Origin of the sequence: Corallococcus sp. CA047B (assembly GCF_003612065.1) — a bacterium.
Lineage (GTDB): Bacteria > Myxococcota > Myxococcia > Myxococcales > Myxococcaceae > Corallococcus > Corallococcus praedator.
Window position 1 is genome coordinate 25,524 of sequence record NZ_RAWD01000013.1, and the last position, 21,126, is coordinate 46,649.

Genomic DNA, 21,126 nt, shown 5'->3' on the forward strand with positions numbered 1-21,126 from the left:
AGATTTTCAGTGACATCGCGGGTTCCAGGTAAACCTTGACCGCAACTCTCGTACGCTGTTGCATCAGCACCTCACCAGCGAAAAGGAGTGTCATATGTTTCTTCGTGGGCTCGCGATGTTTGCCGTCGTCTCTGTCTTTGGGATGGGCTGTGGTGGCGCGGAAGTGACGGAGGGTGCCGAGAGCGGAGAGTCGCTCGGTCAGGAGTCCGCCGAGCTCATCAACAGCTGTGAGACGCTCCAGACCCGCCGCTGTAGCCCGGGGGCGGAGACGGGCTGCCAGTTTGCCAATGGCACCTTTGGCGAGTGCTTCTGCCAGGAGATCCCCTTCAACAAGTGGGTCTGCTTGAGCAACTGAAGTTCCTGCGGCACCCGCCTCTGGCTGGGAATGCCCTGTCAGAGGCGGCGTGTCGCCAGCGACGGTGCTGCTGCATCCGCAATTCATCAGCGAAAGGGAGTGTCATCATGTTTCTTCGTGGGCTCGCGTTGGCCGCTGTCGTCTCTGTCTTCGGAATGGGCTGTGGTGGCACGGAAGTGACGGAGGGTGCCGAGAGCGGAGAGTCGCTCGGTCAGGACTCCGCGGCGCTGACCGACACCTGTGAGACGCTCCAGACCCGCAACTGTGTCTATGACTCGTCGACAGGCTGTCAGTGGGCCAATGGCGCTCAGGGGGAGTGCTACTGCCAGGATGTCCCCTTCAACAAGTGGTTCTGCTGGGTCAACGACTGACGTCCATGCCGCGACCGCCTCTTGTCGGCGCTGTGCCGGCGGGAGGCTACGGCTCCGGCGGCAGCAGCGCAGAGGCAACGTCCAGGACGTGCTGGAGCTGCGCCTCCGTCATCTTCAGGTGCACGGCCGCGGCGGCGACGTCCCCGGGCGGAAAGGCGCGCATGGCGCGCGGGGTGAACCAGTTGAAGAGGGTGACGACGCCGCGCACCAGGGCCGAGCGGGTGAATACGGCCGTGGGCGGAATGGCGAAGCCCTTGGGCACCTTGTTGAGCGCCTGCTGGCGCTGGGAGGCACTGGGGCCGGGCCCTTCCGCCAGCACGAGCTGCGCGGTGCCGGTGTGCTGGAAGGCGTCGATGAGCGCGCAGTAGTGCACCCACTCGTCCTGGGCGGGAGGCAGGGAGTTGTGCGCCACCACCAGCACGGTGCCCACCACGGCCGTGCCCATCGTGCGGCCCTTGAAGGCGCCCTGCACATCCGGCGCGCGGAGCGCCGCCACGGAGTTACCCGGCCCAGGAGGTGCGGTCATGCGCGGAATGCTCACCTGGAAGCCGCGAGTGCCACCACACACCGCCAGTGCGCCCCCGCGTGAGTGGAGGGCGCACCACTTCCCGGGTGAAGGCGCTACTTCGCGCTCGAGACGCACGGGCCGCGGATGGCCGGGCTCATCCGGGACGCCCTCGCGCGTCACCTGGAGGGAAAACGCGCCGAGGGGCCAGCGTCTGGCGGAGCGGAGCTGGGTCCCAGGACCGGCTCCATCGTTGCTCACACGTCATCAGCGCCGACGCATCGTGTCGTCCCCGGCCAGGGGGCGGCGGCCCGACGGCGCCTCGGGCCCGGGTTGTTGGGAACCCGTCTGACACGCGCGAGACCTGAAGCCCAAGCAACACATCATGTTTCACGGGTAGGGGTTTCGGACGTTTCGCGGCTCCGCGGGGCAGCAACCGCTTTGAGTCAGAAGGCGTTACTTCACTGGGAACGCCGCGTCAGCGTTGATTTCCCGGCTTCCTGCCGAAGCTGGAAGTGCCACCCCCGGGGGAACCCATGTCGCTGAAGCTCCTGTCGCGGACGGTCGCGTCCGCCTGCGTGCTGTTCCTGCTGTCGGCGTGCCGGAGCGCGGGCAATCCCATACCGCCACCCGGTGACACGCCCTGCCGTGACACCGCGTCCGTGCAGACACCGGTGCGCGAGAAGTTCCTCACGGTCGCGAAGCCGGTCCCCGGTGAGTACGTCGTCGTGCTCAAGGAGCCCCGGGAAGCAGACGCCGCGCTGGCGCCGGTGGTGGGCGCGCGGAGCCTCACCGAGCGCTTCGGCGGCAAGGTCTTCCACGTGTACGCGCACGCGCTGCGGGGCTTCGCCGCGCGCATGAGCGAGCTGCAGGCCCGTGCCATGTCCGCCGCGCCCGAGGTGGAGTACGTGCAACAGAATGGCGTGGTGACGCTCGACGAGAGCCAGTCCGATGCGACGTGGGGGATTGACCGCATCGACCAGCGGGACCTGCCGCTCAATCAGCTCTACCTGTACCAGACGCAGGGCCGGGGCGTGCACGTGTACGTCATCGACACGGGCCTGCGCCCCACGCACCAGGAGTTCGCCGGGCGGGCGGACATCGCCTTCGATGCCGTCGACGACGGTCGCGACGGCGTGGACTGCAACGGCCATGGCACCCACGTGTCCGCCACGGTGGGCGGCAACGTGTATGGCATTGCCAAGAGCGCGTCGCTGCACGCCGTGCGCGTGCTGAACTGCGAGGGCTCCGGGACGACGGCGGGCGTGGTGGCGGGCGTGGATTGGGTGACCGAGCACCACCAGTCCCCGGCGGTGGCCAACATGAGCCTGGGCGGCGGGGAGGACGCGGCGCTCGACGATGCCGTGCGCCGCTCCATCGCGTCGGGCGTGACGTATGTGCTGGCGGCGGGCAACGAGAACCAGGACGCGTGCAAGCGCTCTCCCGCGCGCACCGCCGAGGCAATTACCGTGGGTGCCACCACCAGCGTGGACCGGCGGGCGTCCTTCTCCAACTACGGCGACTGCGTGGACGTCTTCGCGCCCGGCGAGGGCATCCTCTCGGCCTGGGCCAGCGATGACACGGCGGCCCGATCGCAGAGCGGCACGTCCATGGCCACCCCGCATGTCACCGGCGTCGTCGCGCTCTTCCTGGAGGCCCATCCCGCCTCCGCGCCGCAGGAGGTCAGCACCGCCATGACGGGCAACGCCACGCCGGACAAGGTGGCCAACCCCGGGCACTGCTCACCGAACCGGATGGTCTATTCGAGCTTCATCACACCCTCGCGGGCCCCCACCGTCCGGAACGGCGGGGAGTAGGCACGTGCGAACCGAAACAATGGGGGCTGCGCAGCCTGTCCACCGGCCGACAGCATCTTCGGAGCCATCGACGCGGGGGCGGAGACTGACGTCCGGGGTCAAAGCGAACAAGCCACACGAGGAGCACGCCGCTTCTGGACGAAGGTGCTCACCGCGGCTTTGAAGCAATCTGGCGCCGTGAAGAGCAGGAAGTGCGGCCCACCCTTGACGGTGAACAGGTTGACGCCGGCGGCTTCCGGCAGGAGGCGCAGATGGGCCTGGGCGCCAGCGAGGGGCGTCTTGGGGTCCATGTCTCCCTGGAGGACCAGCACCGGCGGAAGAGCGGTGGGAGACCGGCCGAACCACTCGTCGCGCGGATAGGCCAGGGACGTTCGACCGACGAGCTGACCTGGCAGGCTGCTGACGAACAGGAACCGGGCGGCTTCGGCCTCCACCTGGGCCTGCGTGAGGCCGGGCCGGGCGTTGTTCTCGGAGGCGCTGATCACGGCGACCAGCGGGATGGAAACCGATGACTGCGGGAAACGGCCGAACCAGGCGCCCAGTGCCTCCAGGTCCTGCTCGATTTGCCGCAGCGGCTCCAGGTCTCCGCCTCTGAGGCCCGAGAGGACGAGCGGAATCCGCGCCCGCAGCTTCGGGCTGTCCAGCAGGGCTCCAAAGAAGAGTTTCGCACGCCCCCCGGGGACGGCAGCGGACAGCTTGGGATCGTCGACGAGCCCCTGCATGGCGGCGACCGCCGAGTCCCCGAGACGGGCACGGCAGGCCGGGTCCGCGTCGCACTGCGCGAGCACCGCGCGGCCCACCTCGTCGACGACGGCCGAGCGATGACTGAGGTCCCATTGCTCGGTCGTCTCCGGAGGAACGAGGGAGTCGAGCACGATCCCATCCAGGCGCTGCGGCGGGGCGACCGTCATCATGCGCAACACCAGCTGCGTGCCGTAGGAGACCCCATAGAGCCACGTCTTCCGGCCGGCGGAGTATCGCTCCATCAGCGCGCGCAAATCGCGGGCGGAGTGGGTGATGGTGAAGGCGCGAGTGCGCTTGGAATCGGACTCCAGCGCCTCGAAGCAGGTCGCCCACTCGGCGCCTTCGAGCGCGGCGCCCCCCTCACTGTCGGCGGCCTCCTCCTTCTGGCAGAGCCGGCTCGAGAAACCCGTCCCGCGATGATCGGGGACCATCAGGTCAAATCCTGGGAAGGAGGCCCGCAGGGTCTTCAGCAGAGGGTAGAACGAAGCCCCTGACTCGCCGGGCCCACCCGCCACGAGCCAGACCTGCCCGGCCGACCGCCCTTGAGCCGGGAACTTGCGGACGAAAAGCTCGATCTGCTCACGGCTCGGGTCCGCGTAGTCCAACGGCGCGCTGAAGCGAGCGCAGAGGGAACCGGTGAGAGCGGGATCCTTCTTCGCGTCCTGGCAACCGACGAACCCATCGGCCTGGGTCGCCGTGCCTTGCTCGGCCGCGTGCGCGAGGCTGCCCAGAACGAGTGCACCCCAGATGGCGACCACGGCTGCGAAAGTGGGACATTTCATGTTCACGCTCCGAGAAGGCCCGGGAACTTCCCAGAGAGGCCCCACGAGCGCAATTCAACGTGCATCGAGCCCACCCCTCGTCACCAGGTCAATCCCAGCCGGTTGAGGCAAGGCGACTGCGTCATCATCCACTGCGCACTACCACGGGCGCACGGTGGTGCCCCACCCATAGAGCGAGGCTTCCAGGGGGCGCTTCCAGGGGTGCTCCAGGGTGGTGCCGATGCCCATCTCCCTTGCGGCATTGAGCAGGTGGAGGTGCCATTGCCCGTGCTCGCCGGACAGCCGGGTGGCGGCGATGGCCAGCGCGCTCGCGCCCAGCGAATAGCCGCCGAAGACGAGCGGGCCGCTGGCGGAGTCCTCCGGGCCCTTCACCCCGCGCGGCCACTCGCGGCAGGCGGCGAGGGGCAGCGCGCTGCCGGCGGGATGGTCGCAGTAGCCGTCCACCAGCGTGGCCGTGAAGCGCCGTGCCGCCGAGTGCGCGGCCATGGCCAGGAAGGCGCCCGTCCACGCCAGCGTGGTGCCTCGTTGCGTGGGCTCCACGAGGCGCCCCTTCGCGTCCACCTTCGCGGGGAAGCCGGTGGGCAGGTCCGCCAATTCGACGAGGCGCGTGACGAGTCGCTCACCCGCGGCCCGCGAGTCCACGTTGCTCCGGAGCCGCCCGTGCAGCAGCAGCCCCGCCGCGGCCGGAGCGCTGTCGCAAGGCCAGATGGTGCGCCCGAAGCTGGGCAGGAGGAGCTGTCGCGAGAGCGCCTCCACCAGCTGTGCGGCCAGTGCGTCGAAGAGGGCGGTGGACTCCGCGTCCGCGAGCCCAGCGCGCTCCATGCCCGCGAGCATCAGCAGCACGTAGCCCCGGTAGAGGACGCTGGGCGGGAGCATGTGTCCCGCGACGTGCGTCCCCTTCTGTGCGTTGAAGGGGCGACGGGCCCGTCCGAGCGCGTCCGAGAGAAGGGCCTTCAGCCGGCGCTGCGTGTCCGGAACCGGGTGCCCGTCCAGCGTGGCCTGGATGAGGATGAACGACAGGTGCGCATCGCAGAGGAGCTGCGCCTCGATGAAGCTGCGGGCCGCGTCGCCGAGCAGCTTCGGCTCGCAGCCCTGGCCGAGGATTCGCTGCTCCAGCGCTGCCAACGCGTCCCTGGAAAAGGCGGCGGTCGTGGGCTCCGGCGAGGCAAGGGGCGCGGTGGTGCCTCCGTCGGTCGGCGTGCCCTCCGCGCGGGCCACGACCGGAAGCCAGAAGGACAGCACCAGGAGCGGGAGCAGCGCCCGCGGGCCGCGAAAGGAAGAGGAGGCTTCGGACATGCGCGGAGACGTCACCACGTCCCTGGGTGCCCGGGCCAACCGTGTGGCTGGCGGTCACGACCTGAGGCGGAACGGTCGTTCCGGCGGGGTGACCGGCGGCTCGGGGTGAGGCCCCCCTCGCTTCCCGCCTCAGTTGATGACATGGCCTGACATTCATGTCGTGAATGACAGGGCATTTCAGGAAGGGTCCTCCCCTGGGACTCGGTTGGGGCAGTCTGGCTGCGGCCTTGCAATGCGCGGCGCCGTCGCAGCCCCCCCACCGGCTGGCGATTCGCGTGAACGACATGACTGCCCGTCCTTTCCTCTCTTCGTTGATGGTGTCCCTCTTCCTGCTGTGGGCCGCGCCGGTGGAGGCGCTGCCACTCGAGCCCAAGGGCGCGGGGTTCGCGCTGGGCTTTCGCGCGGCCTATGGCATCCCGTCGGGGAAGGCGGTCGGGAGCGCGAAGATGATGGACGTCATCGGTGAGACGGCGGCAGCGCAGGTGGAGTTCGCGTACTTCTTCAACTCGCAGCTTTCGCTGGGCCTCTACTTCCAGCTTGGCTTTGGAAGAGCGCCCGCTTCGTGCATCGAGGCCCTGTGCGGCTCCAATGTGAGGCGGTACGGCATCGACCTGGACTACCACTTCCGGCCGGGAGCGTTCGTGTCGCCCTGGGTCGGCGTGGGTTTGGGTTTCGAAGACGCCACGGTGGAGCTCGATGAGGAAGAGTCGGTGTTCGGCTCCATGCCGTATGGGGGCTTCGACCTGGGGCACGCGCATGTTGGCGTGGACTTGCGGCTCAATCGCACGATGGCGGTGGGTCCCTACCTCTCCGCGTCCTTGGGCCAGTACAGACGGTCCGGTTCCCGTGACTTCTCCAGCCACAGCCGGAGCGTGCACGCCTGGATCCAGCCCGGCGTGCGCATGCAGCTCCATTTCTAGTCCCGGCCCGCGTCCGGGCGACGCCCGAAGCGGGAAGGCTCATCTCGCCTTTGCCGCGGTGCGCGCCATGCCTCCGACGACGAGGTGGTGGAAGGGCCGGATGACGTTGAAGTACACGGGCCCGGCCCAGTTCCGGTAGTGCACCAGCGTGACGACGTGGAAGCGGCGCCGGACCCCACCGCCCGGCGCCGGCTCCGCGACGACAGCGAGGGTGGCCTCCAGGTGCTTGTCCGTCGCGGCCACCACCCAGACGTGTTCCTCCTCCGCGTGGCGCACGGTGAAGAACGAGGCCGGGCTGCCCGGGGCCAGTCCTGTCATCGGATACGGCACCGTATACCCTGGCCCTCGCCACCGGTCCGGCAAAGGGCAGAGGTGCCGAGTCCGCCCCGCGTTCCACGCCAGGACTCAAGGCCGTCCCGCGCGGTCCATGATGGGCACGAGCACCGCGGCCAGGTCGCCCATCACATTGATGTTCCCCGTGATGTAGCGACCCGTCTTGGGGACGTAGAGCATGAAGCTCTGATAGCCCGCCGTGGTGCCCAGATGGCCGATGGCGACGACCCCTCGGGAGTCGAGCTGCATCACTCCAAGCCCGTAGCCCACCAGTCGCGACTCAGGCTCGGGCGCCGGTTGGAACGCGAGCATGGACTCCAGCGTCTGCTTGCGCTCGAAGAGCGCGCCAGCGCGCAGCTTCTTCCAGAAGGTGAGGAGGTCGGAGACGGTGGTCTCAAGGGCGTGACCGCCAGAAGCTCCGGCCATCGAAGGGTCGACCACGGTGAGATCCGCCAGTCCCTCATCGAGCGGGACGTAGCCACGAGCGCAGGGCGCGGGGCAGTCCAGGTCTCCCGGCTCGGGGAGGCGTGTGTGGGAGAGCCCCGCTCTCTCGATGACCCGCTCGCGGACGATGGCGCGCCAGCTCCGGCCTTCCGCGGCCGAGAGGATTTCGCCGAGGAGCACGTAGTTGGTGTTCGAGTAGCCATATCCAGAACCGGGAGGAAACGCAGAGGGCTGGGCTCCGGCGATGCCGAGAATCTCTTCGAGCGTCCAGAGGTGCTCCGGGTCCGCCATGATGGCCAGGTTCGTCTCGTCGGTGACCCACTCCGGAATGCCCGAGCGGTGAGCGAGCAGCATGGCCACGGTGATGGATTGCGCGTTCTCGATGCGGTCCGTCACGCTCGCCGGCAGTCGCTCCGTCAGGGTGTCCTCCAACGCGAGCGTGCCCCGCTCGACAGCCTGGAGTACCGCGGTGGCGACGAGGGTCTTGAGGATGCTGCCCGCGCGGAAGCGGTGCTGCGCGGACATGGGCTGATTCCGCTCGACGTCCCCGACACCGGCGGCCCCCAGCCACGTCGAACCTTCGTCGGAGGCCACGGCCAGCGAGACGCCCGGAGTCACGCCCTTGGAGACGGCGTCCTCGATGATGGACTGGAGATCCACGTGCAGCCTCGAAGACTCATCATCGTCGTCGCAACCCGTGACGACTCCGGCCGCCAGACCGAGGCACAGGGCGAAGCAGAGCGAGGCAAGCCTCGACCGCGTACGGGACATTCCGCCGGGGTCTCTCACGGGCGAACGAATCGGCGACGCTCGTGAGGCCCCATGCTCGAGTGAATCACCGTGACTGACTTCAAGACGCCGGGAGTGAATGTCCATGCGCAAGGAACACCGCTCGGCTACCGCGGTGTCACCTCTCCCCCGACACAGGCGGGAGGGAAAATACGCGCATGGGATTTCTTGGACTCGGCAGGCCGAGCACTTTGGGGGGCCCTGCTCCAGGTCCGTCACCGTGCCAGGTGTTGAGTTTCTTCGTGCTTCTCCCGGCTGTTCAGTAGACGCCCCCCACCCCGCTCCCAACCCTGACTGCATCGACGACGTGCAACTCCTGGCTCAGAAAGGGGCGCCGACCAGTTCGACCTTCACCTTGCCGCTGTTGATGCTGACGACGAGCGTGCGGATGAGCTCCTGCCGCTGCTCCGGGGTGAGCTGGGGCAACAGCGTGCGCAGCTCCTGGCGCTGCGCCTCGCTCCATCGCCCGGTGGCCACCGCGTTCTCCACCAGCCCTCGCCCCTGGTTGAAATCGGCCACGCTCCGCGGGGTCGGCTCGGGGGACCGAGGCTCCGGCGCGGAGGGCGTTGGCGCGGAGGTGGCGGCGCGCAGCTCCTCCTTGAGGATCTGACGGATCTCCTCGCGCAGCCCGGAGGTGTCCACGGCCACCGTCGCGCGCATGGGAAGCGCCTCCGCGGGAGGCTTGCAGGCCTCTAGCTTTCGCAGGGCCTCCTCAAGCCGGGCCTCCTGCCGCTCCAGTGCGTCGGACCGCACGGCGCGCCCCTCCGCGGGCCCGAGCCAGGCAGCGGTGCCGAAGCCGGCGGCTCCGGAGAGAATGGCGACGCCCACGAAGGGCCACAGGCGGGAGGTGCTCATGGGCGCGTTTCCACCCCGGAACGAAGGGCCCGCCGTGGGCCGGCCTGGGAGAGGACGGCCGGCGGGCGGGCCCGCGAAGGGGTCACGGCGTCTTCGGGTCGTAATACGACACGGTGTAGACGGAGAGCTCCGTGCATTCGCCGAGCGCATCCCACGCGAAGTGGATGTACGAGTCACTGGCCAGCGCGCGCGCCGCCGCGACGAAGCTGGGCCGGTAGGAGTAGCAGCTGACGTAGGTGCCGGAAGAGTCCTGCGCGAAGACGGATGCGGCCTCGCCGCCCGCATAAATCGTCGTCGAGACGCCGATGTACTGCTTGGTGTCGGCCGACGCACGGGCAGCGCCGAGGCTGCCGATCGCGTACCGGTTCGAGAGGTCGATGGCCACGGGCACGGTGAGCTTCACACCGGCCCAGGCCGCGGTGCCAAGCCCCAACGTCGCAACCGCCAACCCCGCGATGAGTGTCTGCTTCTTCATGGTGTTTCCCTCTGGAATGACGCAGCCGAAGAGCCACGGGAAAGCGGGCCTGAGTAGCGGACCGCTTCATCCGCCGTCAAGCAAGGAACCCCTGGATTCGATGTGAATCGCTGCGCCAGTCCGGATCTCACGCCTGCTCAGGCCGCGCTCTCCTCAGGGGCGTGGCAGAGGGCTTGGGCCCGTGGGCAGCCTGCCTTCAGGCGCTCGCGTGAGCCGGGAGCCCCGGGTGTAGAATATGTCCTTCACGGGACATGACCCGCCCCCCTGGGAGCACGGATATTGGACACTCGGCACCGTTGGTTCTCACCCGCGCTCCTGGAGCAGGCCTGCGCTCGGGGCTGGGCACTCCCGAGCCGGCTGCGTGTCCGGTTCGAGCGCGCCTTCGGGGCCGAGCTGAGCGGTGTGCGCCTGCACGAGCATCCCCTGGTCGCGAGGCTGGGGGCCGAGGCCCTGTGCTGGGGAGAGCAGATCCTCTTCGCGCCGGGAGCACTGGAGCTCGACTCGGCTCGCGGGACCCGGATCCTCGCGCACGAGTTGGTGCATGTGCTGCAACAGCGCGCGGGGCGCGCACCTCATGGGCACGGCGGGACCGGGCTGCTCGTGGACGGGGCCCTGGAGGCAGAGGCCGAGGCCCTGGCGGCACGGGCCCTCTCAGGTGAGCGTGCGCACCTCACGGCTCCGGGGACGGGCGGGGGCCGGTGGGCTTCACCCACCCCCGCGCTTCAGGCGTACCACGTCATCCCCAACGCCCAGTTCGTCGCCCAGGACGTCAATCTCCACAACGCCACCTTCGAGACGCAGCGGGACGGACTGCGGCCCCACCCCCACCCGAAGACGCACGCGGACAGCTTCCTCATCGACGCGGGGTCGGCGAACGTCATGGTGCGGGCGCACAACCAGGTCGCGCTCCGGTTCTCGGATGACAACGAACTCGCCATCGAGGACACCGATCCCCACCACGAGCAGGCCAAGTATTTCTTCGCCACGGACAGCGCCATCGGTCGGTGCAATCGCGCGTTGAAGTCCGTGGGCTCCAGCTATCGCATCGCCAAGGTCCCCGGGCCGCGCTACCTCGAAATCGGCCCCCCCGCGCAGCCGGGCTGCCTGCCCTTCCTGAACGGCCCGGGACCCAAGCGACTGTTCCAGGTGGCGATGTCCGAGAACGGGCAGCTCGAGCCCGCCGTCTCGCAGAACTGCAACGAGATCTCCGGCAAGGTCATGGGGGAGCAGCAGGACTCGCACCGCACCGCGAGGTTCAAGCAGTCCGGCAATCAGCTCTTCCTCAATCTGCCGCGCTGGCAGCTCGGAGGCTGGGCCCCTGCCTACGCGGCCCATGGCGACATTCCCTTCCGGCTGGCGGCCCTCATCACCACGTTCCTCTTCCATGGACAGGGAGAGGGACCCAACGCCGCCGCGGCCCGGCAACGCGCGGTCAACGACTACCAGGTGGGATTGCAGAACGCCCTGGCGGGTGCCAATACCCCCAATGCCCAGATGGCGGCGCTCTTGGGCTACTGCGGCCCCATCGGCCGCAACTATGGCCGGCTGGTGAACCGGGTCCGTGCCAATGCAGCCATGACGCTCAACGCTGTCACCCTCAACAGCGCCACGCTCGGCACCCGTTACGAGCAGCTCCTCTTCCGTCTGGGCCTCAATGCCTATGCCGACCCACGGGTGGGCGATGCGTTCCAGACGTACTCGGTGGGCGGCATGGAGCGCTATCAGGATGCCCAGCACCGCAACTGGATGCGGATGCGGGACGAGGTGGCGCCCCGCCCGCCGGGGCCCGTTCCTCCGCCCGTCTACTGCGAGCCGGTGTGGGAGTACCACTGGGGCGGAGTGGTCGCGGAGAGCGGAGCGGACCGCATCACCTTCGAGAACTACGCCCGCAACTACGAGGATCGCGATGGTCCCCAGCTGCATGGCAGCGAGTCCCGCTCGTTCTTCCAGATGACCCGCGTGCCCACCCAGATCAATGATCCGCTGATCGCCCAGTCCTGGCACGAGAGCTGTTACGCCCACGGCTTCGCCAATGCCCTGACGATGACCGTCTCCAAGATCAGCCGCTGTGGGCGCTAGCCGGCCATCCCTCCGCCGGGCTCAGCGAGACCAGCGGAGCCCGGCCACGGCTTCGCCCCCGTGCTCGTAGTACTCGATGACCACCGTGTGCTCGCCGGCGCGCATCCGCCGCCCCACGAGGAAGCTCGTGGTCGCCTGGTCCCTCCACCCGTTGATGATGCGGACGCCGTCCACGAACACGCGGATGCCGTCATCCGCCTGGGCGAGGAAGAAGTACAGGCCTGACACGAAGTAGAACCGTCCCGTCCAGCGCACGGAGAAGTCGTCGGGCCCGACCTCCGGCACGGGGCTGCCCGTGCCCCAGGAACGCGCGAGCGGCGCCCGCTCGCAGCGCACCCGCGCGGGGGCGTCCGCCAGGTCCCGGTTGCCGAAGTACTCCGCCCGATACTGTCCGAGCGGGCACTCCGCGGGGGCGACGGTTTCGAAGAAGGCCGTGTAGCTGGCGTCGCTCGGCCCTGCCTGGATGATGTGCTCCGCGGCCCCGCCGTCCGACCACTCGCGGAACTCGAAGACGCCTTGCGGCGACGGCGCGATGAGGGTGTGCGTGGAGCCGACGATGACCTGGCGGACCCGGGGCGCCGGAGCGCTCGTGCCGTCGAACACCAGCTCCAGCCCCGGCGGTGACGTCTGGAGCGTCACCTGCACGAGCTGCGGTTGCACCGTGAGGGTCCGGCTGCCTGTCAGCCCCGCCAGGTCGGTCGCGGTCAGCGTGAGCTCGAAGTGCACCTCGTCTCCGTGGTCCGGGATGGTGAACGACCCGGCCGCTCCCGTGCTCGTGGCGTACGGATGGGAATGACAGGTCCCCGCCGAGCAGTGGCGCAGGGTGACGGTCCACGCCAACCGGTCGTCGGGAATGGGGCCCTCCTCGGCGTCGCTCGCCGAGCCCGAGTAGGCCACCACGTCGCCGACCTTGAAACGGAACGTCTCCGAGGGCGAGTGGATGACCGCGACGGGCGCCAGGTTGCCCACGGAGATGCTCACGGTGGCGGAATGGCTGCCCCCACGTCCATCGCTGACGGTCAGCCGGGCCACGTAGGCGCCGGCCGCGACATACGTGTGCTCCGGGGCGGGCAGCGCCGACACGGGGGAGCCGTCCCCGAAGTCCCACTGGTACTGGAGCGTGTCATTGTCCGCGTCGCTGGAGCCCGCGCTGGAGAAGCGCACGAGCAGGGCAGGCGGCCCCTCGCGCGGCGTCGCCGAGGCCACCGCGACGGGCGGCGTGTTCCCCACCGTGTAGCGGATGCGGCGCAGCTCGCCCGCGAGGATGTCCACGAAGAAGAGGTTGGAGTCCGGCCCGATGCCGAGTTCGACCAGCCCGCCCACCCCGGTCGCGAACAGCGTCACGCTGTCGGGCACGAGCTGATCATTCGCATCCACCCGCAGGGAGCGGATCCACTGCTGGCTGTAGTCGCCGAAGAAGTAGGCGCCCCGCCACGTCTCCGGGTACGCGGGGCCCGTGTAGAAGGCGCCGCCCGTGGCCGTCTGGCCGACGCCGTGGTCCCAGACGTACAGCGGAGCTCGCACCGCGCCGGGCCCTCGTGCGTAGAGCGCCTGGCAGAGGGGCTTGGGTTCGTAGCCGCTCTGGCGGAAGTTCCCCTCGTAGCAGGGCCAGCCCAGGTTCGCCCCCGGGAGCGCGACGTTGATCTCCTCGTAGGTGGCCCAGCCGACGTCGCCCAGGTAGGGCGTGGCGGTGCCCGGGCGCAGGCTGAAGCGATAGGGATTGCGCAGCCCCAGCGCCCACACCTTGGAGCGGTTGGCCCCGGCATCCCCGTTCCAGAACGGGTTCGAGGCCACGCCCTCGCCGGTGCGGGTGATGCGCAGGACCTTGCCCGCGAGGGAGTCCAGGCGCTGCGCCCGCAGGGCGTTGTCGTCGACCGCGTCGAAGCGGGCGCCATCTCCCGACGTCACGAAGAGGGTGCCGTCCGGCGCGAACCGGAGGGAGCCCACGGAGTGCGAAGGACTGTCCGCGGGAATGCAGTCAGCTCCCTCGGGAAGATCATTGCAGGAGTCGCCCACCGAGGTGCCGAGCAGCACGAGTTCGCTCGCGGGCGAAGCCCTGTCCCCCACGGCGGTGTAGCGCGCCAGCCGCGCCGTCTTCGGCCCGGAGTCATCCGTGTCATCGTCGTCGTAGGTGTAGAGCAGGTAGATGAAGCCATTGGTGGCGAAGGCCGGATCCACCTCCAGCCCCAGCAGCCCGCGATCATGGTGCGAGTTCACCCGCCCACGGATGTCGATGAAGGGCACGGGCTGGAGGAAGCCGTCCTTGAAGAGCCGGACCACCCCTTCCTTCTCGGCGATGAGCAGGCGCCCATCGGGAAGGGGCGCGAACGTCGTCGGGTACTGCAGGCCGGCGACCACGAGCTCGGAGGAGAAGCCTCCCGGGAGGGCGAGGGGGGCCTGGGGATGGGCCACGGCCGGTGGCCCCCATCCCAGACAGAGCTGGAGGAAGACCGCGAGGTGAGGCAGCCAGCGTCGCAATGACAGCATGAACTCATCCCATGGGTGGGAGAATGTCGGAAGACGGGAAGCTGGCACCTCCCCTTCCCTCGGCCATCCGCCCCCCAGGCCCCGGAGTGCTGTCAGCCATTGCGCGCCGGTTTCCTCCGCGGGTCGCACGTCCGTGCCTCTGGGGGCATGGACGTGGCAGATGGGCGGCCCCGTACTCCGGTCCGGCGCTACACGGACCCGAGCGGGCGCGCACGCCGTCGGGACATCCACACGAGGGTCAGCAGGAGCAACGGCGTGCCCGCCATCGCGCCCGAGCCCGAGCAGCCACAGCCGGAGTCCTCCGGCTTCGCGCCCCCATCCGTGCCGGCATCCGTCCCCGGACCGGCATCCACGCCCGTGCCCGCGTCCACGGAGGTCCCCGCGTCCACGGAGGTCCCCGCGTCCACGGAGGTCCCCGCGTCCACGGAGGTCCCCGCGTCCACGGAGGTCCCTGCGTCGGTGTCGGTGCCGCCATCCGTGCCGGCATCCACGACCTCCGGCGGGAGCACGGTCACCTGGAACTGGCACGAGGCGCGGTTGCCGGCCACGTCCGTCGCCTCGGCCTGGACGGTGTGCTGGCCCACCGGGAGCACCGTGGCGGGCGTGACGCGGAGGACGGGCGCGGCGTCGATGACATCCGTCGCCTTCACGTCGTAGGTCGGCGCCGCGCCCCAGGTGACGACGAGGTCCGCCGGGCAGCGCACCGTGGGCGGTGTCGTGTCCCGCCGCACGGTCACCGTGCGGCCCGTGGCGCCCCCGAGGGAGTACGCGGTGCAGGTGACGCTCTGTCCCGGCGTGTCGCTCGTCACCGTCAGCGGCTCACAGCCCACGGTGGAGAACGCGGTGCCGGACTCCGTGTCCCCGGCCTGGAAGCGGACCGAGACGTCGCTCCGGTAGAAGCCTCCGCCCCCCAGCGTCCCCTCCACTTCGGACGTCACCGTGGGCGGCGTCGCGTCCAGCTCGATGGCGAACGGCTCGCGGCCCTCCTCCACCGCCGTCGCGGCGAACACCATCCGGGAGCCCGCGAACACGGGCACTCCGGGCGCCGAGCCGAGCGGCCCCGGGGTCACGTCCCCCAGCAGCGTGGAGCCGCTCGCCCCCGGCAGGTAGAAGCGCGGCTCCAGGCCCGTGGCGGGCTCCGCCGCGTCGAACAACAGCGCGCCGCCCCGCGAGACGAGCCACGTCGCACCCGACGCTTCGGCCACCTTCACCGTGCCCGCCGGGGTTCCGTCGGTCCGCACCAGGAAGCGGCCCTGGGCGTTCTGCAGCAGCAGGTACGGCGTGCCGTGGTGCAGCGTCGCCGCGAGCAGCCGGCTTGCGCCCTCCCCCGGCTGGAAGTCGGCGATGCGGTGCGTTCCCGCCACTGTCCCGTCCGACACCCAGGGCTCACGCCCCACGCCCGCCTCCGTCGCGGTGAAGAAGAGCAACCCGCCCGTCGCCTTCAGTTCCTCGGGCGCGAGTCCCTGCGTCGCCGTCAGCGCCAGCGTGCCCGCCAGCGTGGCGTCGCTGCGCCACAGCGCGCCCTGCGCCACGTACCAGGCGAGGCCGCCCGCGCTGGTGAAGGACTGCGGCTGCGCCGGCATCTGCGTGACCCGGGTGGTGCCCGAGGCGGTGCCGTTCGTCCGCATCAGGTCCCAGCGATACGCGGGGGCGTTGTAGTACGCGAACACCAGCACGTCCCCCACCGGGAACAACCTTGGCGAGGTGCTGAACGTGCTGGACAACGACAGCAGCCGCGTCGTGGTCGTGCTGCTCTCCGTATGCGTCCACAGCTGGAAGTACGGGCTCTGCCACCACAGGCCCACCAGCTTCGTCCCCACCGGATTGAAGTCCATCAGGGACCCCGCGCCGTTCGAACTCACGGCCGTGCCCGCTCCGGGGTTGCCCACGTAGAGACTGGAGTAGGCGGACTGGAACGCGAGCCTGCCCCCGTCCAGGAGGGTGAGCTGGTTGGGATACCCCGTGTTCTCCCCGCGGAACAGCGCGATGGCGTCCCGGGTGCCCTCCGGGGTGCCGTCCGTCTGGACGATGGGGTCCATCAACCCGCCCTTCCGCACCGGGACGAAGTACGCCGTCGCGCCCGAGGAGACGAAGTCCTTGGGGTTCGAGCTGCCATTGGACGCCGCCATCACCCGGACGGGCGGCGGGTCGGTGACGGTGCCGTCGCTGAGCCAGGCCTTCATCCGGCCGTCCTCCTCGGCACCGAAGAACGCACGGCCGAGCGTGTCGGGGGACCACAGCAGGTGCATCGCTGGATCCAACGCCTTCACCCGCCGCGTCCCCGCGACCGTCCCATCCGTGGCCCAGACCTCCTTGTGGCCCTCCACCGTGGCCAGGAAGTGCAACCGGTCTCCGCTCACCGCGAACTCGTCCGGGGAGGAGCCCGGCGCGCCGGGGTTCAGGTCCCCGAGCCGCAACGTGCCTTCCGCGGTGCCATCGCTGGTCCAGGGTTCTGAGCCCGTCACGCCGTCATTCGCGGTGAAGACGAGCGCCGTGCCCACCCTGCGCAGGTCCACCGGCGTGGGCAGCTTCGCGGCGAAGGCCATCACCTCCACCGTGCCCTCCGCCGTCCCGTCCGTCCGCCACAGCGCGGAGCCCGTGACCGTGTTCGAGAGGAAGTAGACGCGGTCCCCCAGCAGGAGGCCCCGCGTCGGTCCCGAGGACTCGGCGCCGGGCACCAGGTCCTTCACCAGGACCGTTCCCGCGGGCGTGCCGTCCGTGCGCCACAGCTCCGAACCCTCCGCGGTGGTGGCCCACGCGAAGATGAGCTGCGAGCCGACCTTCCCGAACGACGTCGCGCCGGCATAGGAGAGGCTCGACGACACGGTCTTGAGCAGCCGCGTGGACGTCGGGTCCTCTTGCATGAGGGACAGGGAATGGGAATAGGGCGCCGTGGAGCCGCTGACGCGCTCGAAGAAGAGCCGGTCGCCGTCCTCCGCGATGATGGGCCCGGAGGCGCCGCTGACGCGGCGGGTGCCCTCGGACGTGCCGTCGCTGGTCCAGAGCGTCCAGGAGCCGCTGTAGCCCACGTCGAAGAACAGCCGACCCGCGCGGGTGAAGACGCGCGTCTCCACCGTGTGAGCACTGTCGTCGAACGTGGAGAGCAGACGGGTGCCCTCGACCGTGCCGTCGGAGCGGTAGAGCTTGTTGCTCGACCCGAAGTAGAGGACGTCCCCCACCGCCACCATCGCCTTGACCTCGTGGTAGTTGTACTGGCCGAACGGGCTCACCCCCAGCCGCCAGGTGCCCTCGCTCGTCGCGTCCGAACGCCACAGCTCCCAGGCCGTCCTGCCGTTGTCGGCGATGAAGTAGAAGACGCCGTTCATCACCACCGACGTTCCGGTGACGCCCCCGCCGCCCTCCACGCTGTCCTTGATGAGGCGCGTGCCCTCCGGGGTGCCGTCCGTCACCCACCACTCGGTGCCGTGCACGGCGTCATGGAGAGGCATCAGCAGGCGCGAACCGAAGGGCGTCTCCGCCCGCACGCTGAGGCTTCCCTGGGGGCCCGGGTTCAAGTCTCCCAGGGGCCGCGTTCCCTCCGGGGTGCCGTCCGTCACCCAGGGCTCATAGCCATTGCCGTCGGTGTCCGCGAAGATGACCTTCCCGCCCGCCACGCCCATGAGGTCTGGCACGATGTACGTCGCGTTCTCCACCACGCCCGTGCGGAAGTCCCCGAGCAGGACCGGAGCGCTGGCGCCCGAGGACAGCGCCGACCGGGAGCGCGAGGGCTCCGTGCCGCTGGGGGACGCGCCGTCCGTGGAGGGAGGAGCGCAGGAGACGAGCGAGGACAGGAGGAGCACGAGCCCCGGGAGCGAACGCATAGGTTCGCCAACCCTACCCGAGCCCGCTCCGGCGAGGCACCTCCCCTCCGGACGGGGTACGGGCCTGCTCAGCGGTGCAAGGTCGGCTCCGTCGAGGTCGCCTTCCCGGGCTGCCCAGGCGGAGGCCATGTCCCAGCGCGCCGGGTCCGCGTGTCTCAAGGGCCATGAAGACACCTGGATGGACCGCGCTGAGCGTAGGAGTGTTCCTTGGGGCCTGGGGCATGGCACGGCCCCCTTCGGCGGAGGCCTGCAGCCCCCCGCTGTGCATCGCGAGCAACAGCATCGTGCCCCTGCCCCCGGACGCGGTCGTCCCCGCGAACGTGCCCGCCCTGGTGGTGCTGCCCCCTCCCATCAACTTCGTGGATGAGCAGAGCCTGCGCCTGCGCACGGAGGAAGGCGTGGACGTGGAGGCGCGCGTCCTCAGGGGCCCGCGGGGCAGTGGCGTCCTCGTTCCGGCCGCCCCGCTCATCCCCGGGACGCGCTACCACCTCGAGGGCACCCCTTCCTGCGGTTCCAGCCCCCATGAGCCGGGCGGCGCGGCGGCGGCCTTCACCGCGGGGCCGCAGGTCGCGCTGCCCACGGTAACCGGGACGCTGCAAGCAGCCCCCGAACAGCACGGGGCCTTCCGGGTCAGTGGCGGCGCATCCTGCTGGCAGAGCGTGGAGGGCAGCACGGTGACGCTGGGCTTCACGCCCGCCCCCGAGCTGGTGCCCTTCCTGCCGTGGGTGCACTGGACGTTGAAGGTGGATGGACAGACGTGGGCCACGGCATGGCATGGCGCGGTGGACTCCAGCGGCGGCGTCACCCCTTCGGATGGGTTCAGGACGATGCGGGACCTGCTGACCGTCTATTCCATCTGCGACGACCCGCGGTCCCCGCAGGATTCCACCGGCACGGGCCTTGTCCCCGGGCGGCACGTGGCCACCCTGCACCCGGTGCTCGAACAGTCGGGGACCGCGCTGCCGGTCCTGGAGGCCTCCTTCGACCTGACGTGCCCACAGGACGCGTCCGACCCTGAACCCAAACCCGAGCCCGAGGCCCCCCGGAGCGAAGGTTGCTCGCAGGCGGGCGGAGGTCTCACGGCGTTCGGCCTCCTGGCCACACTCCAGCTCTGGCGCCGCCGGACGGCGAAGGACCGCGCCTGAGCGAAGCCTCCGGTGGCGACATGTCCCAACGCGCCAAGCTCGCGTGTCTCAAGGCCATGACGACACATGGATGGAAGGCCCTGGGCGCAGCGACGTTGTTGCTCGGATGGGGGGTCGCGCTGCCCCCTTCCGCGGAGGCCTGCACCAGCATCGCGTGCGACCCGCGGATGATCCGCTTCCCGCTGCCCCCGGACGCGGTCGTGCCCGCGAACGTGCCGGCGTTGGTGGTGGTGCCACCGCTCCTGAACACATTCGATGCCGGAAGCCTGCGCCTGCGCACGGAGCAAGGCGCCGACGTGGAGGCGAGCCTCCTGACGGGCCCCCACGGAAGCGGCATCCTCGTTCCGGCCGCCCCGCTCGTGCCGGGAACCGGCTATCGCCTGGAGGGCAACAGCCCGTGCCAGGGCCAGTCAGAGGAATGGGACACCGTGGCGACGACGTTCACGGCGGGCCCGGCGGTCACGCCTCCGGCGACGTCAGGGTCCTTGCTCGCCGGGCCGGAGCAACACGGCTCCTTCCAGGTCTGGGGCGGCGGGTCCTGTTCCGTGGGCGTGGAGGGCAGCACGGTGACGCTGGGCTTCACGCCCACGCCGGAGCTGGTGCCCTTCCTGCCGTGGGTGCACTGGACGCTGGTGGTGGATGGGCGGACGTGGGCCACGGCGCCGCACGGTTCGGTGGATTCAGCGGGCACCGTCAGGATCCAGGACCGCACCAAGGCCCCGCATGATCTGCTGACCCTCTACGCGGTCTGCGAGGTCCTGCCGGAGCAGCCTCCCCCTTCGGACCAGGGGCTTTCCCCCGGAAGGCACGTGGCCATGCTGCGTCCGGTGCTCGAACAGTCCGGCACGCCGCTCCCCTCCCTGGAGGTCGCCTTCGAGCTGACGTGCCCGAAAGAAGAGCCCAAGCCCGAGCCCGAGAAACCCCAGCCCGAGGGATGCTCGCAGGCAGGCGGAGGGCTCACGGCGTTCGGGCTCCTGGCCACGCTCCAGGTCTGGCGACGCCAGGGGCGCCAGGGCCGTTGCGGCGAAGGCTGAAGCCAGGAAGGGAAGCCCTGAGCAGCTCAGCGCTCGGCGGCGAGCCAGCGCTGCACCTCCTGCAGATAGTCGCGCGGCAGGGCGTGGCCACTCTCGAAGGTGCGGTGCACCTTGTGCTTGGAGGGCGCGGCGGAGAAGAGCGCGGCGCTCCGGGCCACCGGCGCGAGCTCATCCTGGTTCGCGCTGAGCAGCAGCCAGCGCTGCCGCACCCGGCCCACCACGTTGAGGGGCGCGACCTCTCCGAGCGTGGGCTCGATGTCCGGAGGCACCATCGTCACCAGGTGGGTGATGCGCGGCTCGCGGGCCGCCAGCATCAGCGCCACCTGCGCGCCCATGCTGTAGCCGGCCACCAGCACGCGCGCGGGCCGGCCCCCTTCGAGCGCGTGCGCGAGGACGACCTGCGCATCCGCGGCCGTGCCGGAGACCATCGACACGTAGGGCCCGGACTCCCCTGCGTGCAGCCGCTTCACCAGGAGGCTCGGCTTCTCTCCGGGCAGCTTGCGCTCCCCATGATGGCGGGCGTCCAGGAGGTACACGCGATAGCCCGCCGCACGCAGCGCCTCGGTGAAGGCGCCGCCGTGGGTGGGCGGGGCATCCGCGAGCCAGTCCTCCTTGTGGCGGGTGAGGCCGTGGACAAGCAGGGCCACGGGAGGATGGGCGGCCCGGGTCTTCACGTGGGGTTCGAGGACCCGCACGGGAATGTTCGCACCGTCCGAAGCGGGCAGCGTGAGCGCGACGGCACCGGTCACGTCGGGGGCGGGCGGCGCAGCGAGGGCGACCGGGGAGCAGAACAGCCAGGCGAGGACGAGGTGCAGGGAGGGCTTCATGGGAGGGCTCCGATGACAGGGAGGCCCCACCCTGCCCCGGGCGGCGT

The 21,126-nt window shown here is 70.1% G+C and carries 17 protein-coding genes; 7 read left to right on the plus strand and 10 right to left on the minus strand.

Annotated features, from left to right (window positions below):
* Positions 1-94 precede the first annotated feature (94 nt).
* Both D7X74_RS04285 and D7X74_RS04290 read left to right on the plus strand, forming a co-directional pair.
* Entirely contained in the window at positions 95-355 is a 261-nt protein-coding gene (locus D7X74_RS04285) for a hypothetical protein (protein WP_120531624.1), read from the plus strand.
* 107 nt (positions 356-462) lie between these two features.
* Positions 463-726, plus strand: coding sequence for a hypothetical protein (locus D7X74_RS04290; protein ID WP_120531625.1), 264 nt, complete (start codon positions 463-465; stop codon positions 724-726).
* Positions 727-772: 46 nt separating this feature from the next.
* On the opposite strand, the gene D7X74_RS04295 is transcribed toward D7X74_RS04290, so the two are convergent.
* On the minus strand, positions 773-1,252 hold the full coding sequence (locus D7X74_RS04295) for an STAS/SEC14 domain-containing protein (protein ID WP_120531626.1): 480 nt from the start codon (positions 1,250-1,252) through the stop codon (positions 773-775).
* Positions 1,253-1,767: 515 nt separating this feature from the next.
* On the opposite strand from D7X74_RS04295, the gene D7X74_RS04305 reads away from it, so the two are divergent.
* The gene (locus tag D7X74_RS04305; RefSeq protein ID WP_120531628.1) at positions 1,768-3,048 is read left to right on the plus strand and encodes a S8 family peptidase; all 1,281 of its coding nucleotides are present in this window, start codon (positions 1,768-1,770) and stop codon (positions 3,046-3,048) included.
* Between the two features lie 98 nt (positions 3,049-3,146).
* Here D7X74_RS04305 and D7X74_RS04310 read toward each other — a convergent pair whose 3' ends face one another.
* Entirely contained in the window at positions 3,147-4,574 is a 1,428-nt protein-coding gene (locus D7X74_RS04310) for an alpha/beta hydrolase (protein WP_120531629.1), read from the minus strand.
* 138 nt (positions 4,575-4,712) lie between these two features.
* Entirely contained in the window at positions 4,713-5,870 is a 1,158-nt protein-coding gene (locus D7X74_RS04315) for a hypothetical protein (protein ID WP_233601962.1), read from the minus strand.
* Positions 5,871-6,154: 284 nt separating this feature from the next.
* Between D7X74_RS04315 and D7X74_RS04320 the strand changes: the two genes are divergently transcribed.
* Positions 6,155-6,790 carry a hypothetical protein gene (locus tag D7X74_RS04320; RefSeq protein ID WP_147446466.1) on the plus strand — a complete coding sequence of 212 codons (636 nt, stop codon included), beginning with the start codon at positions 6,155-6,157 and terminating at the stop codon, positions 6,788-6,790.
* Between the two features lie 39 nt (positions 6,791-6,829).
* On the opposite strand, the gene D7X74_RS04325 is transcribed toward D7X74_RS04320, so the two are convergent.
* The 4 genes from D7X74_RS04325 to D7X74_RS04340 form a co-directional block, all read right to left on the minus strand.
* On the minus strand, positions 6,830-7,108 hold the full coding sequence (locus D7X74_RS04325; RefSeq protein WP_120531631.1) for a DUF2867 domain-containing protein: 279 nt from the start codon (positions 7,106-7,108) through the stop codon (positions 6,830-6,832).
* An 87-nt stretch (positions 7,109-7,195) separates the two neighbouring features.
* Complete coding sequence (locus tag D7X74_RS04330) at positions 7,196-8,338, minus strand: serine hydrolase (RefSeq protein WP_158622176.1); 1,143 nt, start codon at positions 8,336-8,338, stop codon at positions 7,196-7,198.
* Positions 8,339-8,677: 339 nt separating this feature from the next.
* Positions 8,678-9,211: a hypothetical protein gene (locus D7X74_RS04335; protein WP_120531633.1), complete on the minus strand. Its 534-nt coding sequence runs from the start codon at positions 9,209-9,211 to the stop codon at positions 8,678-8,680.
* Between the two features lie 82 nt (positions 9,212-9,293).
* Positions 9,294-9,686 carry a hypothetical protein gene (locus D7X74_RS04340; protein ID WP_120531634.1) on the minus strand — a complete coding sequence of 131 codons (393 nt, stop codon included), beginning with the start codon at positions 9,684-9,686 and terminating at the stop codon, positions 9,294-9,296.
* A 279-nt stretch (positions 9,687-9,965) separates the two neighbouring features.
* Between D7X74_RS04340 and D7X74_RS04345 the strand changes: the two genes are divergently transcribed.
* Positions 9,966-11,765: a DUF4157 domain-containing protein gene (locus D7X74_RS04345; RefSeq protein WP_120531635.1), complete on the plus strand. Its 1,800-nt coding sequence runs from the start codon at positions 9,966-9,968 to the stop codon at positions 11,763-11,765.
* A gap of 21 nt (positions 11,766-11,786) precedes the next feature.
* Here D7X74_RS04345 and D7X74_RS04350 read toward each other — a convergent pair whose 3' ends face one another.
* Positions 11,787-14,252: a PQQ-dependent sugar dehydrogenase gene (locus D7X74_RS04350; RefSeq protein WP_233601963.1), complete on the minus strand. Its 2,466-nt coding sequence runs from the start codon at positions 14,250-14,252 to the stop codon at positions 11,787-11,789.
* 188 nt (positions 14,253-14,440) lie between these two features.
* Entirely contained in the window at positions 14,441-18,073 is a 3,633-nt protein-coding gene (locus tag D7X74_RS04355) for an HYR domain-containing protein (protein WP_158622177.1), read from the minus strand.
* A gap of 221 nt (positions 18,074-18,294) precedes the next feature.
* Between D7X74_RS04355 and D7X74_RS04360 the strand changes: the two genes are divergently transcribed.
* Both D7X74_RS04360 and D7X74_RS04365 read left to right on the plus strand, forming a co-directional pair.
* On the plus strand, positions 18,295-19,218 hold the full coding sequence (locus D7X74_RS04360) for a hypothetical protein (protein ID WP_120531637.1): 924 nt from the start codon (positions 18,295-18,297) through the stop codon (positions 19,216-19,218).
* A 20-nt stretch (positions 19,219-19,238) separates the two neighbouring features.
* Positions 19,239-20,252: a hypothetical protein gene (locus D7X74_RS04365; protein ID WP_147446467.1), complete on the plus strand. Its 1,014-nt coding sequence runs from the start codon at positions 19,239-19,241 to the stop codon at positions 20,250-20,252.
* 26 nt (positions 20,253-20,278) lie between these two features.
* Here D7X74_RS04365 and D7X74_RS04370 read toward each other — a convergent pair whose 3' ends face one another.
* Positions 20,279-21,079 (minus strand): alpha/beta hydrolase, encoded by an 801-nt coding sequence (locus D7X74_RS04370; protein ID WP_120531639.1) that lies wholly within the window; start codon positions 21,077-21,079, stop codon positions 20,279-20,281.
* Positions 21,080-21,126 lie beyond the last annotated feature (47 nt).